Genomic DNA, 14773 nt, shown 5'->3' with positions numbered 1-14773 from the left:
CGGATAGCGGGTCCGGGAGGCTGAGGCCTTCGGTTCCGGGGCCTTGGCGGCTCGGACGTCGGGCCGGTCGGCCGCCTGGTCGGCGGGGTGCTCGGCGGGCCGCTGGGCGGTGCCTCGCTGCTCGGCGGGGGGCCGCTGCTGGGCGGCTCCGAGGTGCCCGTGTCGGTCGGCGACGGGTCGTCGGTGGCGGACGCGGACGGGGGCAGGTCGTCCTTGTCCACGTCGAGGTCGAAGTCCTGGACCGCCACGTTGTGCAGCGCCGCCGCCGTATAGGCCGCCCAGACGTCGCCGGGCGGGCCGCCGCCGTTGATCCGCGACTGGTCCATGGAGCCGTAGAGCTTCTTCTGGCCGCCGGTGTCGGGGTCCATGCCGAGCACGGCGACGACGGTCGCCAGCTTCGGGGTGTAGCCGGCGAACCAGGCGGCGATGTCGTTGTCCGCGGTGCCGGTCTTTGCGGCCGAGGGCCAGCCGGAGTCCTGGGCGACGACGGCGGTGGCGCCCGAGCTCTCCACGACGCTGCGCAGTACCGACGTGGTGGTGTCCGCGGCGGCGCGCGGCACGGACTGCTGCGGCTCCCGCTTGGGCAGCGGCAGGTCGTTGCCGTCCCTGGTGACCTTGAGCACCACCGTGTACGGGATCTGCCGGCCGTGGTTGGCGAGCGTGGCGTAGACCTGCGCCATGTCCAGCGGGCTGGCGCCGAAGGAGCCGAGTGCCATCGCGGGGGTGGTGGGGATCTTGACGTCGTCGGGCATGCCCAGGTCGCGGGCGGTGTCTATGACCTTCTGGGTGCCGACGTCCTGCGCCATCTGCGCGTAGACCGCGTTGACGGACTTGTCCATCGCCCGGGTGACGTTGATCCGGCCGTAGGACTTCCGGTCCTCGTTCTCCGGCGCGTAGCCCACCGGGCCGTCGGGGCCGACGACGGGACGCTTGTTCTCGCCGTCGTAGACGGTGGTCGGGGTGATGAGGTCGTCGTCCTGGGTCCTGGACGCGTGCTGGAGGGCGGCGGTGAGGATCACCGGCTTGAAGGTGGAGCCCGGCGGATACGTCGCGTTGGTGGCGCTGCTGACGTACTGCTTGGTGTAGTCGATGCCGCCGTAGAGGGCGACGACGTCACCGGTGGCCGGGTCGATCGAGGCCCCGCCGGCCCGGACGTACTTGTCGGCGGCGTTGTGGCCGAGCTTGTCGTAGACGTTGGCCTGTGCGGCCGTGACGAAGGCGTCCTCCTTGGGCTTCTGGATGCTGGTGACGATGCGGTAGCCGCCGAGCCGCAGGGAGTCGGAGTCCACGATGTGGTGGTCGTCGAGGTACTGGTTGACGGCCTCGATGATGTAGCCGCGCTGGCCGGCCTTGCTGGCGATCGGCTTGGGCTTGCCGATGGCGGGGAAGGCGGTGGCATTGCGCTCGGAGGCGGTGAGCCAGCCTTCCTTGACCATGCCGTCGAGCACGTAATTCCAGCGCCCCTTGGCCGCCGGCGCGTTTTCCGGGTGAGCGGACAGGTCGTACTCGCTGGGTGCGTTGAGCAGGGTGGCGAGGTACGCGCCCTCCGCCGTGGTCAGGTGCGCGGCGTCCTTGGTGAAATAGGCCTGTGCGGCGGCCTGGATTCCGTACGCGTTGCGCCCGTAGTAGCTGCTGTTGAGATAGCCCTCAAGGATTTCGTCCTTGGACTCGTTGCGATCGAGTTTGATCGCGATGAAGAATTCCTTGACCTTGCGGGACGCGGTCTGGTTCTGGTTCAGGTAGTAGTTCTTCACATACTGCTGGGTGATGGTGGAACCGGACTGCCTGCCCTTGCCGGACGCGGTGTTCCAGGCGGCCCGCAGCATCGCCTTCGGGCTGACCGCGCTCTCGTGGTAGAAGTTGCGGTCCTCGGCGGAGAGCACCGCGTGCTGGGCGGTCCTGGCGACCTCGGCCAGCGACACGTTCTGCCGGTTGACGGCGCCGTCGCGGGCCAGCTCGGTCTTGCCGTCGGCGTAGTAGTAGACGTTGCTCTGCGCGACGGCCGCCGCATTGGCGTCGGGGATGGACACCAGGGCGTAGCCGAGGAAGAAGGCGCCGATCAGCAGCACGAGGCCGGTGAGCACCATGCCGGTGATCACCCGCCAGGTGGGCAGCAGCCGCCGCAGGCCGGTCCTGCGGGGCCGCCCGCCGGAGCCGCCCGCCGTCCCGTAGTGCGCGTCGCTCATATCTGTAGGGACTCCTCATCCGCCGCCGGGGTTGGGTCCGCGGCGGAAAAACCTGGGCCGATCGGCATGGACGTACCCGTACATGTACGTACACCCCATGAGTGGCCTCATCCCACAGTGCCGCATCATCCGGCGGTCCGGATCGGGCGGCACGCATCCGTGACAGGGCTGTGACAGGTGTGACGGCGCGCCGCCGGTCCCCGGCCGGCCCGAGCCGCCCGTCACCGGTGGGCCCGAGCTGCCCGTCACCGGTGGGGCGCGCCGCCCTTCACCGGCGGGCGGAAAACCGGTGGAAGCCGCGGCTCGGCGCGCACTAGGCTCGGACGCTTGTGTGCCGGGCGGTCCGGGCGCTGGGCTCCGGCGTGTTCCGGTGTATCCCGGCACGGTTCGGTGTTTTCCGGTGCGCTCCGGTGATTCCTGATGTTTTCCGGCGGAGAGGCGGGGGGAATGGGCGGCTTCTACGGTGCCGTCGTGGTCCGCGGCTTCCGGCGCTATGCGACGTATCGCGTGGCCACCGCGGCGGGTGTTTTCACCAACACGGTTTTCGGCCTGATCATTTCGTACAGCTATATCGCGCTGTGGAACCAGCGCCCGCACCTGGGCGGCTACACCGAGGCGCAGGCGCTGACGTATGTGTGGATCGGGCAGGGCCTGCTGGTCACGATGGCGCTGATGGGCGGCGGCTTCGAGGACGAGCTGATGGAGCGGATCAGGTCGGGCGACATCGCGGTCGACCTCTACCGGCCGGCCGACCTCCAGGGCTGGTGGCTGGCCGCGGACCTGGGCAGGGCCGGCTTCCACCTGCTGGGCCGCGGGGTGCTGCCGCTGGTGTGCGGGGCGCTGGTCTTCGACCTGGCGCTGCCGTCGTCCGCGCTGAGCTGGGCGCTGTTCGCCGTGTCCGTGCTGCTGGGGGTGGTGGTGAGCTTCGCGGTCCGCTTCCTGGTGGCGCTGTGCGCGTTCTGGCTGCTGGACGGGACCGGGGTCGCCCAGGCAGCGTGGATCACCGGGCTGTTCTTCTCCGGGATGACGCTGCCGCTGAACGTCTTCCCCGGCGCGCTCGGCGGGATCGCCCGCGCGCTGCCGTGGTCGGCGATGCTCCAGGTGCCCGCCGACGTGCTGCTCGGGCAGCACCGCGGCACCGGCGCGCTGCTCGCGCTGGCCTTCCAGGCGGGCTGGGCCGCGGCGCTGCTGGCCGCGGGGCGGCTGCTCCAGGCGGTCGCGGCCCGCCGGGTGGTGGTCCAGGGTGGCTGAGGCTGAGCCGCGGGCCGTCGCGCCGGGCGCGGGCGCCAGGACACCCGGGCCGGTCGCCGAGAGCGTCCGCGCCTACGGGCTGGTCGTCGCGATGTGGATGCGGTCCACGATGGCGTACCGCACGTCCTTCGTGATGACCGCGCTGGGCAATTTCGCCGCGACCGGGCTGGACTTCGTCACGATCGTGCTGATGTTCTCGCACATCCACGCGCTGGGCGGCTTCACCCTCCCCGAGGTCGCCTTCCTCTACGGCACCGCCAGCACGTCCTTCGGGCTCGCCGACCTGCTGATGGGCTCCATGGACCGGCTGGGCCGCCGGGTCAGGGACGGCACCTTCGACACGCTGCTGCTGCGCCCGGTGCCGGTGCTGGCCCAGGTCGCCGCCGACCGGTTCGCGCTGCGCAGGCTCGGCCGGATCCTCCAGGGCGGCATGGTGCTGGGCTGGGCGCTGCTGCGGCTCGACCTGGACTGGACGCCGCTGAAAGTCATGCTGCTGCCGGCGACGCTGCTGGCCGGGGCGGCGATCTTCTGCGCGGTCTTCGTCGCGGGCGCCGCCTTCCAGTTCTGGGCGGGCGACGCCGCCGAGGTCCAGAGCTCCGTCACCTACGGCGGCAACACCATGCTCCAGTACCCGCCGGGGCTGTTCTCCCGCGAGCTGGTGCGGGGCGTCACCTTCGTCGTACCGCTGGCCTTCGTCAACTGGCTGCCCGCGCTGCGCATCCTCGGCAGGCCCGACCCGCTCGGCCTGCCCGGCTGGGTGGACTTCCTGTCGCCCGCGGTGGCCGTGCTGTGCTGCGCGCTGGCCGGCCTCGCGTGGCGCGCGGGCATCCGTTCCTACCGCAGTACCGGGAGCTGAGTCATGTGAACCCGTCCGCGGAACCGATGATCGCCCTCGACGGTGTGGAGAAGGTCTTCGACGTACGCCGCAAGGTGGCCGGCACGCTGCGCCGGGAGCGCCACCAGGTCAGGGCGGTCGACGGCATCTCCTTCACCGTGCCGCCCGGCGAGATGGTCGGCTACATCGGCCCGAACGGCGCCGGCAAGTCCACCACCATCAAGATGCTCACCGGCATCCTCAACCCCAGCGGCGGCCGGGTGCGGGTCGCGGGCATCGACCCGACCCGCGAACGCGCCCGGCTGGCCCGCAGGATCGGTGTCGTCTTCGGCCAGCGCACCACCTTGTGGTGGGACCTGCCGCTGCGCGACTCCTACCAGCTGGTCCGCAGGATGTACCGCATCGAGGACGCGCGGTACGCCCGCAACCTGGCGGCCTGCGTCGACCTGCTCGACCTCGGGCCGCTGCTCGACGTGCCGGTGCGCCAGCTCTCGCTCGGGCAGCGGATGCGCGGCGACATCGCGGCGGCGCTGCTGCACGACCCCGAGGTGCTGTACCTGGACGAGCCGACGATCGGGCTCGACGTCGTCAGCAAGGCCAAGGTCCGCGACTTCCTGCGGACCGTCAACGCCGAACGCGGCACCACCGTGCTGCTCACGACCCATGACCTGACCGACATCGAGACGCTGTGCAGCCGGGTGATGGTCATCGACCACGGCCGGCTGATGTACGACGGCGGCCTCGACGGGCTGCACGCGGTCGGCGAGTCCGAACGCACCCTGGTCGTGGACTTCGCCCGCGTACTGCCGCCCGTCGATGTGCCGGGCGCACGCTGGGTGCGCAGCGAGGGGCCGCGCCAGTGGCTGGCCTTTCCGGCGGGCGAGAGCGCGGCGCCACTGGTGACCGCGCTCGCCGCGAGCCACCCGCTGGTGGACCTGTCGGTCCGTGAACCCGCGATCGAAGATGTCATCGCCCGGATGTACGGGGCGGCGTAACATCCCCGGAACCGTCCGTACCGGATCGCCCGTCCGGGCGACCCGGGAACCGAGACAAGGGAGTTCACGTGCCGGAGGACTTCACCGTCGCCGAGGCGACAGCGGCGGACTGGGACGAGATCGTGGAGTGGGCCGTGGCCGAGGGCTGGAACCCCGGCCGGGGCGACGCGGAGTGCTTCCGCCACACGGATCCGGCCGGCTTCCTGGTCGGCAGGCTCGACGGCCGGATCGTCTCGGCCGTCTCGGTCGTGGCCTACTCGCCGGACTTCGCCTTCCTCGGCCACTACCTGGTGCACCCCGAGCACCGCGGCACCGGCCTGGGCATGGCCACGTGGAACGCCGCGCTGCCGCACGCCAAGGGCCGGGTCGTCGGCCTCGACGCGGTGCCCGCGCAGCGGGGCCTGTACGAGCGGTCCGGCTTCACCGCGGCCTACGACAACGTCCGCCACACCGGGCGCCCCCGGGCCGCCGAGCCCTCCGCCGGGGCGGGCACGGTGGGGTCGGTGACGCCGTATCACCTCGACGCGATCAGCGCGTACGACAGCGGGTGCTTTCCCGCGGAGCGGCACGCCTTCCTGAGCAGGTGGCTCACCGCGGAGGACCACACCGCGCGGGTCCTGCTGGACGCCAACGGGCATGTCACCGGCTACGGCGTCATCCGCCCGGCCCACGACGGCCTGCGTATCGGGCCGCTGTTCGCCGACAGTCCCGAGGGCGCCGCGGCCCTCTTCGACGCGCTCGTCCTCGGGGTGCCGGCCGACGCCGACGTCTCGATCGACGTTCCCGACCACCACCCGGCGGCGACCCTCCTGGCCACGTCCCGCGGCCTGACCGAGTCCTTCCGCTGCACCCGCATGTACTCAGGCCCCGAGCCGTACGCTCGCGCCGAGGCGGTCTGGGCGACGACGAGCCTGGAACTCGGCTAGCCGCTCCGCGCGGTGCATTTACGCTCCGACGGTCCCCCGCGCCCTGAGGGGTTGCCGCTTGCGGTGGCCTGTCGCCTCCGGCCAGGCGGGGGCTGGCCGCGAAGTCCCCCTGCGCCCCTGCGGGGCTCGGTTCCTCCTGCGCAGAGGATGCGCTCGTGCCAGAGGCTCCCCCTGCCGCAGAGGACGAGCGCCCAAGGAGGGCGGGGAACTGCGCGACCGGCCCACCACCGGGGCGCGGGCGGCAGGTCACCGCACGGGGCATCCCCGGGGCGCCCGGGGTCAGGGGGCTGCTCGGCCCGCGAGGGCGTTGCGGAGATCGGTGAGACGGGAGATCTCCGCGTCGAGGGACGCGAGCCGCCTCCCCACGATGCCCCCGGACGGCGCCGCCGGAGCGCAGCGCGGGCGGGCCCCCTCCGCCAGCAGGTGCAACCGGTCGGCGCACTCGCGCAGGTCCTCCACGGTCAGGCCGAGGCCCAGCAGCTCCCGGATGACCCGAATCCTGGCCACCTCAGCGGCTGCGTATTCGCGCTGCCCGGACGCGGTGCGGGCCGGCGGCGGCAGGAGTCCGCGCTGCTCGTAGAAGCGCAGCGCCCTCGGTGTCGTGCCGGCCGCAGCCGCCGCCTCGCCGATCCGCATCGTGCCACCCCGTTCCGCTACGGTTCCACGACCACAGTGCCGAAGTGCCTGCCGCCGAGCAAGTCCTCGAAGGCCTGCGGTGCGTTGTCGAGGCCCGCGACCGCGGTGTACGGCAGGCGGATCGCCCCGGACCGCAGCCATCCGCCGAGGCGGGCGGTCCATTCGCCGTCCACCTCGGGGTGGTCCGCGCCGGTGTAGCCGCGCAGCGAGATACCGCGCAGGATCAGCCGGAAGGCGTCGATCTCCACCGGCGCGCCGCCGCCGCGCGTCTGCGAGAGCTGGCCGGACAGCGTACCGACCAGGGCGAAACGGGCGCCCTGCCGGGCCGCGCCGAGGGCGGCGACCAGTTGCTCGCCCGCGACGTTGTCCAGCAGTACGTCGATGCCGTCGGGCGCCGCCTCGGCGAGCTGCTCGGCGAAGGGGCGGTCCGCGCCGCGCAGGACGACCGCGTCGTAACCCAGTTCGGAGACCAGCCGCTCGGCCTTCGCCGGTGAGCCGGTGCTGCCGATGACCCGCCCGGCGCCGAGCAGCCGGGCGATCTGCCCGGCCAGTGAGCCCACCGCGCCCGCCGCCCCGGTGACCAGGACGGTGTCGCCCGCGCGGATGCCGGCGTACCGGGTCAGCGCGCCGTAGGCGGCCGAGCCCGGGGCGAGGTGCGCGACCGGGTCGGGCAGCGTGCCGTCCAGCGGGGTGCACCCGGCGGCCGGGACGACCGCGTAGTCCCGCCAGCCGAGCCAGTGGTGGACCAGGTCGCCCGGGCGCAGCGCGCTGCCGTCGGGCGCGGCCACCACCTCGCCGATGGCCGGGCCGAAGAGCGTGTCGCCCGCCTTGAGCGCGGGCAGCGGCAGCCCCTCGGCGCCGCCGATCAGGCTGCACAGCGCGGCGAAGACCAGGAAGTGGCGGTTCCTGACGACGACCTGGTCCGGCGCGGGCGCGGGCAGCGGTACCTCGACGACGGCGAAGTGCTCCCGGGCGGGCAGCCCCGCGGGCAGCGCGGTGAGCCGGACTTCGCGGGCGGTGCCGGGCAGGCCGGCGGGGGACGGAGCTGTGGCCATGTGCGGACTCCTGGGCCTGGGATCGGTGGGGGGGGGGGGGGGGGGGGGGGGGGGGGGGGGGGGGCCGCCCGCGGCGCGGCCCCCCCCCCCGCTACGGCCCGGTGAAGCTAACCCCTGACCCGCACGTCAGGGTCAAGCCGCCGTCTGCGGGCCTGTCACATGGGGATGCGGGTATTGCGCCTCGCGGTGCTGGAAGGCGAGCACTTTCGGATTCTGTACGGTGCCGCCGCGGATCTCGATCGCCCGCCGTACGGTCTCGTCGCCGTCCCAGCCGGCCGGGCCTTCGAGTACCGGCCGCAGATACGGGATCAGCGCCTCGCTGTTCTCCCAGGTGGCGGAATTCCACAGATAGGAGGGGCTGTGGTCGACGCCGTAGTAGTGCACATTGTCGCCGACGGTGAACATCGGGTCGGTGAAAGTCGTCGGCCTGGCCCACTCGAAGCCCATGCCCTCGTCGCACGAGACATCGATGATCAACGTGCCGGGCGTGAGTACCGGGAGGTCGTCGTTTATCAGGAACATCAGCGGCGCGTCGGTGTCCTGGAGCACGCAGTTGACGATGATGTCGTGATCGGCGAGGAATCCGGACAGCGGTACGGGCCCGTCCTCGGTGAGGGCGACGCTGCGCCGCGGGTCGAGCGTGTCGTCGGCCTCGTCGTGGTCGAAGTGGACGATGCGGGCCGAGTGGATCGGCGAACTCACCGCGGTCACCCCGCGGGCGGTCAGTACGTCCACGTCGTGCACGCCCAGCGCGCTGAGCGCGGTCACCGCGCCGCGGGCGGTCGCGCCGAAGCCGATGACGGCCGCGCGCAGCCGCCGCCCGTAGTCGCCGGTGGAACCGGTCAGCTGCATCGCGTGCAGCACTGACGAATAACCCGCGAGTTCGTTGTTCTTGTGGAAGACGTGCAGGTTGAAGGTGCCGCCCCGGCCCCAGTGGTTCATCGCCTCGAAGGCGATCAGGGTCAGCCGGCGGTCGATCGCGGCCTGCGTGACCTTCTCGTCCTGCACGCAGTGCGGCCAGCCCCAGAGCACCTGTCCCTCGCGCAGTTCCGCGAGGTCCTCGTGCAGCGGTTTGGCGAGCAGGATGACATCGCATTCCGCGATGAGATCGGCGCGGGAGCGGAAACCGCCGACCAGTGGTTCCAGCAGGCTGTCCCGGACGCCGAAATGTTCCCCGTAACCGGTCTGGAGGAAGATGTTCCGGCGCAGATCCTCGTCGATACGGTCGAAATGCGCGGGGTGGACCGGCAGACGGTGCTCGTTCTCCTTGCGCGTCTGCGACATGATTCCGAGCTTGAGCTGCTTGAGCTGCTGCAAAATGCCCCTTTGGTTACTCCCTGTTTAGCACACCGCAGAGGCCGTGGCAGGTCGGCGCAACGAGGCCAGGGCGGCGCGGACCCGGTCCACCGCGGCGAGCGGGGTGGAGGCGTGCGGGGAGAGCCGGACGGAGTCGGGGCGGACCGTGGGGGTCACCCCGTGGGCGTGCAGCGCCTCGGCGACGGCCGCGGCGTCGGTGCCCGGCAGCCGGAAGGAGACGATGCCGGCCCTGCTCTCCGGCGCTGTCGCGGACAGGATCTCGCCGCCGCCCTCGCGTACGGCGTCGATGAGGTGGTCCACCAGGACCCGGATCCCGGCCTCGATCGCGGCCACGCCGGTCTCCTCGACGATGGCCAGGGCCGCGGCGAAGGCCGCCGCGTTGACCGGGCTGAGGTTGGTGATGCTCAGCCGCCCCGCGCCGGCGGCCGGCGGGTGCTCCCGGTCGTCGAAGAGGGCGACCTCGTCCACGCCGGTCCAGCCGGTCAGGGTGGGCGCGAGGCGTTCCAGCGCCCGGTCGGACAGGGCGGCGAAGCCGGTCGACCAGCTGGCCCGCAGCCATTTCTGGCCGCCGGTGACGACGACGTCGGCGGCCTGCCAGGGCAGGTCGGCGATGCCGAAGCCCTGGATGGCGTCGACCACGAGCAGCCGGTCAGGGCCGATGACGTCGCGTACGGCGGCCAGGTCGGCGCGGTAGCCGGTGCGGAAGTCGACGGCGCTGAGCGAGACGGCCACGACGTCGTCGGTGAGCGCCGCCCGTACGGTGTCGGCCGTGGTCCAGCCGTGCGCGTCGCCCGGCAGCCAGCGCGGCACGGCCAGGCCCGCGGCGGCGGCCCGGCGCCATGGGTAGTGGTTGGCGGGGAAGTCCGAGACCGGTACGAGGACGGTGCCGGACGGGATGCCGAAGGCGGCCTGGAAGAGCCCGGTGGAGGCGTTGGGCAGCAGCACGGTGTGCTCGGCGTCGGTGCCCGCCAGCCGGCCCGCGGACTGCCGGGCGCGCAGATCGGCGCGCATCAGGTCGTTGACGGTGGTGTGGTCGGCGCGCGCCGAGCGGCCCAGCGCGTCGGCGGTGGCGGCCAGCACGTCGTGCGACGGAGGGCCGTAGCGGGCGAAGTCCAGATAGCCTTCCGGCGCCTCGAACCGCTCGGCGTAGGCGGGCAGCCCGCCGGTGTCGCCGCCCGCCGTGCCCGCCGTACCTGCCGTATCCGCCGTGTGCCGCGCTGTCATGCCGGTGCCGCTCCTGCCCGCGGGAAAGGGAATCGGCGCCACCGGGGACACCGGGAGCCCGCCGTACGTTCCAAGACTGGCAACGAGGGCAACAATACGCAGGTGGACATGCGGGTGAAGCAGGTGAGCACGGGGGACGCGGGGCCTACGGGCGGGCCGGCGGCCGGGGTGGTCGACCCCGACGCCGAGCGGCGCCGCGGGGTGCGCCGGATGAAGCTGATCGCGACCGGCTTCCTGGCTGTCGCCACGGTGGTCTACGCGCTGGCCAAGTGGGCGGACTCGCGGGGCGACGGCGCGTGGGCGGCCTATGTGGCGGCTGCCGCGGAGGCGGGCATGGTCGGCGCGATGGCGGACTGGTTCGCGGTGACCGCGCTCTTCCGCCGCCCGCTGGGCCTGCCCATCCCGCACACCGCGATCATCCCGACCAAGAAGGACGCGCTGGGCGCCAGCCTCGGCGACTTCGTGGGGGAGAACTTCCTGTCCGCCGAAGTGGTACGCACCCGGCTGCGCGCGGTCGGCATCGGCTCGCGGCTGGGCGGCTGGGTGGCCGAGCCCGCCAACGCCGACCGGGTGACCGAGCAGGCCGCCGCCGCGCTGCGCGGACTGCTGACCGTGCTGCGCGACTCCGATGTGCAGGCTGTCGTCAGCGAGGCGATCACCCGGCGGGCCGCGTCCCAGGAGGTCGCCCCCGGGCTCGGCAAGCTGCTGGAGCGGATCGTCGCCGACGGCGGGCACCGCCGGCTGGTGGACCTGGTGTGCGTACGCGCCCACGACTGGCTGGTCGAGCACGGCAGCTCGGTGATGGACGCCGTCCAGGGCGGCGCGCCCGGCTGGACCCCGCGGTTCGTGGACCGCAAGGTCGGCGAGCGGGTCTACAAGGAGCTGCTGCGCTTCGTCACCGAGATGCGGGACTCGCCCGAGCACCCGGCGCGCGACGCCGTCGACCGCTTCCTCGGTGACTTCGCCGCCGAGCTGCAGTCCGACCCCGACACCCGGCAGCGCGTCGAACGCCTCAAGAACGACCTGCTGGCCCGCCCCGAGGTGCAGGAGCTGATCGCCTCGGTGTGGGGTTCGGTACGGGCGATGATGGTGGCCGCCGCCGAGGACGAGCGCAGCGAGCTGCGGCTGCGCACCCGGTCGTCGCTGCTCGCCCTGGGCGGGCGGATGGCCACCGACACCCGCCTCCAGGCGAAGGTCGACAGCTGGCTGGAGGACGCGGCCACGTATCTGGTCACCACCTACCGCGACCAGATCACCTCGCTGATCAGCGAGACGGTGGCCGGCTGGGACGCCGAGCAGACGTCGCGGAAGATCGAGGCGCACGTCGGCCGTGACCTGCAGTTCATCCGGATCAACGGCACGGTCGTCGGCGCGCTGGTCGGCCTGCTGATCTTCACGCTGTCGCGGATCGCGGGCGGCTGACCGGGATGCCGCTCCGATCTCTGGGGTGCGAGTCCGTCGCCCTGGGGCTTCGGAAATGCCGCGTCCACGTGGTGAACAGGGCTTGCGCGTGGCGGGGCCGCGATTGGAGGATCGGACAGACATCCGATGACATCCGTGGTCCGTCCGCCGCGGATCACTGACGTACGGAGTACCACCGTGAAACTGCTGCGAGTCGGCCCCGCCGGGGCGGAGCGCCCCGCCCTGCTCGACCAGGACGGCGTCGTACGGGACCTGAGCGGGCTCGTCGCCGACATCGACGGGGCACTCCTCGCCGACGAGGGCGCCATGGCGCGGATCGCCGCCGCCGACACCGGCTCCCTGCCGGCGCTCGACGCGGGGCTGCGGGTCGGGCCGCCCCTCACCCGGATCGGCAAGATCGTCTGCATCGGGCTCAACTACCACGACCACGCGGCCGAGACCGGCGCGGAGGCGCCCGGCGAGCCGGTCGTGTTCATGAAGGCCCCCGACACGGTGGTCGGCCCCGCCGACACGGTGCTGGTGCCGCGCGGCAGCCGGAAGACCGACTGGGAGGTCGAACTCGCCGTCGTCATCGGCCGCGAGCTGCGGTACGCGGCCACGCACGAGGAGGCGCTCGCGGCGGTCGCGGGTTACGCCGTCGCGCACGACGTCTCCGAGCGGGAGTACCAGATCGAGCGCGGCGGGCAGTGGGACAAGGGCAAGAACTGCGAGACCTTCAACCCGCTCGGGCCGTGGCTCGTCACCGCGGACGAGGTCCCCGACCCGCAGGCGCTGAGCCTGCGGCTGTGGGTCAACGGTGAGTTGCGGCAGGACGGGTCCAGCCGCGACCAGATCTTCCCGGTCGCGGAGGTGGTCCGCTACCTCAGCCACTTCATGACGCTGTATCCCGGGGACGTGATCAACACGGGGACCCCTGCCGGGGTGGCTCTCGGGCAGCCCGAGCCCAAGCCGTATCTTTCCCCCGGGGACGTGGTCGAGCTGGCCATCGACGGGCTGGGCCGCCAGCGCCAGGTCTTCGCGTCGGCGTAGGGGTTGCCGCTTGCGGTGGCGTGCTTGCCGGCCGCGCCCCCGGGGTGGGCGCGCGGTTCCCCGCGCCCCAGGGGCGGTGCGGTCCGTGTCCACACGACGGTTCGTCATGGCCTGTCGCGTGGTTCCCCGCGCCCCCGGGGGCGCCACTTGCGGTGGCGTTGCTTCTTTCCGCCGCGGTGGCTGCGCGCGCGGTTCCCCGCGCCCCTGAAAGGCTCGCCTGCCCTCTGCGCCGGAGGTCGGGCCCCGCAGGGGCGCGGGGAACTCCGTCAGGAGAGGAACCGGGTCAGAGCCGTCACGACCAGGGCGTGGTCCTCGGTCTGGGGGAGGCCGGAGACGGCCACGACCCCGACCACGCCGACCCCCGCGACGCGGAGCGGGAACGCCCCGCCGTGCGCGGCGTAGAGCGCGGGGTCGAGGAAGGACGCCTCCTCGAACGTCGTGCCCTTGGCACGGAACCGCTCGCCGACCGCGAGCGACGACGTGCCGTACCGCAGTACGACCCGCCCCTTCCGCTCCAGCCACGCGTCATTGTCAGGGGACGTGCCCTCCAGGGCGCAGTGGAAGAGCTGCTGCCCACCCCGGCGGATGTCCACCGTGACCGCGGCGCCCCGCTCGCGGGCGAGGTCGACCAGCAGGCACCCCAGCCGCCAGGCATCGTCATTGGTGAAGCGGGGCAGGACCAGCGCCGCTTCCTGTTCGGCCAGCTCGGCCGCCAGGCCGGTGCTCACAGGGCCACCGCCTGACCGGTACGCGCGGACTCCCCGGCGGCCTCGATGACCTCGATCGCGGCCGCCGCCTCAAGCGCGGTGACCGGCGGGGGCGTCCCCTCGCGCAGGGCGGTCCCCACGGCCGCGTAGAAGGCGGGGTAGTCCCCGGGCAGCGAGGGGACCGGCCGTACGTTCTCGTCCGTGCCCGCCGTACCCCACGCGGACTCCGGCTCCGCGCCCCACGCGGCACCCTCGCCGGGCCGCAGGCCTTCGCGGAGGGCGGCCTCCTGCGGATCGAGGCCGTAGGTGACGTAGCCGCCGGTGCTGCCGAGCACCCGGAAGCGCGGCCCGAGCCGGGCCGTGGTGGCGCTCATCCACAGATGCGAGCGGACCCCGCTGACGTGCGTGAGCGCGATGAAGTCGTCGTCGTCCGCGGCGGCGCCCGGCCTGCGGACGTCGGACTCGGCGTAGACCAGCCGCGCCGGGCCGAAGAGCGTCAGGGCCTGGTCGACCAGGTGGCTGCCGAGGTCGTAGCGCAGCCCGCCGATCTCGGCCGGGTCGCCGGACTCGCGCCAGCCGCCCTTGGGCTGCGGGCGCCACCGCTCGAAACGGGACTCGAAGCGGTGGACCTCGCCCAGTTCGCGGCGCTCCAGCAGGGCGCGCAGGGTGCGGAAGTCGCTGTCCCAGCGGCGGTTCTGGAAGACGCTGAGCAGCAGGTCCCGCTGTTCGGCGAGCGCGGCCAGCTCGCGCGCCTCGGCGGCGGTGGCGGCCAGCGGCTTGTCGACGACGACCGGCAGCCCGGCCTGGAGCGCGGCGGTCGCCAGCGGCACGTGCGTGCGGTTGGGGGAGGCGAGGACGACCAGGTCGAGTTCGCCGGCCCGCGCCCACAGCTCGTCGGCGGTGTCGGCGAAGGCCACTCCCGGATGCTCGGAGCGCGCCTGGGCGCGGCGGTCGCTGTTGCCGGTGACGATGGTGTCCAGGGCGAGGCCCGGGGTCGCGGCGATCAGCGGGGCATGGAAGAAGGAGCCGGCCGGGCCGTAGCCGACCAGGGCGACGCGAAGGGGGGCGGTGCCGGGAACGCTCATGGGCCCCACTTTGGCAACACTGTTGCCAAAGTGCAAGCACGCGGGACAATGGCGAAGTGACCCCGTCCAAGCCCTCCGGCCCGATCCCCGGCCCCGCTCCGGAGC

At 72.9% G+C, this 14773-nt stretch carries 13 protein-coding genes; 6 read left to right on the top strand and 7 right to left on the bottom strand.

The annotated features are described in order from the left end of the window. The coding region (locus V7E46_RS27360; protein ID WP_333770905.1) for a transglycosylase domain-containing protein at positions 1-2186 on the bottom strand (2186 nt) is incomplete at its 3' end. Positions 2187-2633: 447 nt separating this feature from the next. Here V7E46_RS27360 and V7E46_RS27355 point away from each other — a divergent pair. The 4 genes from V7E46_RS27355 to V7E46_RS27340 all read left to right on the top strand — a co-directional run bounded on the left by V7E46_RS27355 (position 2634) and on the right by V7E46_RS27340 (position 6193). Further along, positions 2634-3437, top strand: a complete 804-nt coding sequence (locus V7E46_RS27355) for an ABC transporter permease (protein WP_333770904.1) — start codon at positions 2634-2636, stop codon at positions 3435-3437. Beyond that, positions 3430-4293, top strand: coding sequence for an ABC transporter permease (locus tag V7E46_RS27350; protein ID WP_443054364.1), 864 nt, complete (start codon positions 3430-3432; stop codon positions 4291-4293). Before V7E46_RS27355 ends, V7E46_RS27350 begins: the two co-directional genes overlap by 8 nt. A gap of 26 nt (positions 4294-4319) precedes the next feature. Then, positions 4320-5267, top strand: coding sequence for an ABC transporter ATP-binding protein (locus tag V7E46_RS27345; protein ID WP_333770908.1), 948 nt, complete (start codon positions 4320-4322; stop codon positions 5265-5267). Between the two features lie 68 nt (positions 5268-5335). Then, complete coding sequence (locus V7E46_RS27340; protein ID WP_333770903.1) at positions 5336-6193, top strand: GNAT family N-acetyltransferase; 858 nt, start codon at positions 5336-5338, stop codon at positions 6191-6193. A gap of 279 nt (positions 6194-6472) precedes the next feature. Here the strand turns inward: V7E46_RS27340 and V7E46_RS27335 are convergent, their stop codons facing one another. The 4 genes from V7E46_RS27335 to V7E46_RS27320 all read right to left on the bottom strand — a co-directional run bounded on the left by V7E46_RS27335 (position 6473) and on the right by V7E46_RS27320 (position 10425). Next, positions 6473-6829 carry a MerR family transcriptional regulator gene (locus V7E46_RS27335; protein WP_333770902.1) on the bottom strand — a complete coding sequence of 119 codons (357 nt, stop codon included), beginning with the start codon at positions 6827-6829 and terminating at the stop codon, positions 6473-6475. A 17-nt stretch (positions 6830-6846) separates the two neighbouring features. Further along, positions 6847-7884 (bottom strand): MDR family NADP-dependent oxidoreductase, encoded by a 1038-nt coding sequence (locus V7E46_RS27330; RefSeq protein ID WP_333770901.1) that lies wholly within the window; start codon positions 7882-7884, stop codon positions 6847-6849. Between the two features lie 132 nt (positions 7885-8016). Then, positions 8017-9168 carry a N(5)-(carboxyethyl)ornithine synthase gene (locus tag V7E46_RS27325; RefSeq protein ID WP_333770907.1) on the bottom strand — a complete coding sequence of 384 codons (1152 nt, stop codon included), beginning with the start codon at positions 9166-9168 and terminating at the stop codon, positions 8017-8019. Positions 9169-9225: 57 nt separating this feature from the next. Then, the gene (locus tag V7E46_RS27320; RefSeq protein WP_333770900.1) at positions 9226-10425 is read right to left on the bottom strand and encodes an aminotransferase class V-fold PLP-dependent enzyme; all 1200 of its coding nucleotides are present in this window, start codon (positions 10423-10425) and stop codon (positions 9226-9228) included. Between the two features lie 108 nt (positions 10426-10533). Between V7E46_RS27320 and V7E46_RS27315 the strand changes: the two genes are divergently transcribed. Together V7E46_RS27315 and V7E46_RS27310 are read left to right on the top strand one after the other, a co-directional pair. Next, complete coding sequence (locus tag V7E46_RS27315) at positions 10534-11847, top strand: DUF445 domain-containing protein (RefSeq protein WP_333770906.1); 1314 nt, start codon at positions 10534-10536, stop codon at positions 11845-11847. A gap of 177 nt (positions 11848-12024) precedes the next feature. Further along, positions 12025-12876: a fumarylacetoacetate hydrolase family protein gene (locus tag V7E46_RS27310; protein WP_333770899.1), complete on the top strand. Its 852-nt coding sequence runs from the start codon at positions 12025-12027 to the stop codon at positions 12874-12876. 266 nt (positions 12877-13142) lie between these two features. Here V7E46_RS27310 and V7E46_RS27305 read toward each other — a convergent pair whose 3' ends face one another. Further along, complete coding sequence (locus V7E46_RS27305) at positions 13143-13604, bottom strand: heme-degrading domain-containing protein (protein ID WP_333770898.1); 462 nt, start codon at positions 13602-13604, stop codon at positions 13143-13145. Further along, the gene (locus V7E46_RS27300) at positions 13601-14668 is read right to left on the bottom strand and encodes a Gfo/Idh/MocA family oxidoreductase (protein WP_333770897.1); all 1068 of its coding nucleotides are present in this window, start codon (positions 14666-14668) and stop codon (positions 13601-13603) included. The genes V7E46_RS27305 and V7E46_RS27300 overlap by 4 nt, the downstream gene beginning before the upstream one ends. Positions 14669-14773: the final 105 nt, after the last annotated feature.

The organism is Streptomyces sp. IBSBF 2435, from assembly GCF_036815005.1.
Lineage (GTDB): Bacteria > Actinomycetota > Actinomycetes > Streptomycetales > Streptomycetaceae > Actinacidiphila.
The sequence above is the reverse complement of the archived record's forward strand: the minus strand, read 5'-3'. Positions and strand labels throughout refer to the sequence as shown.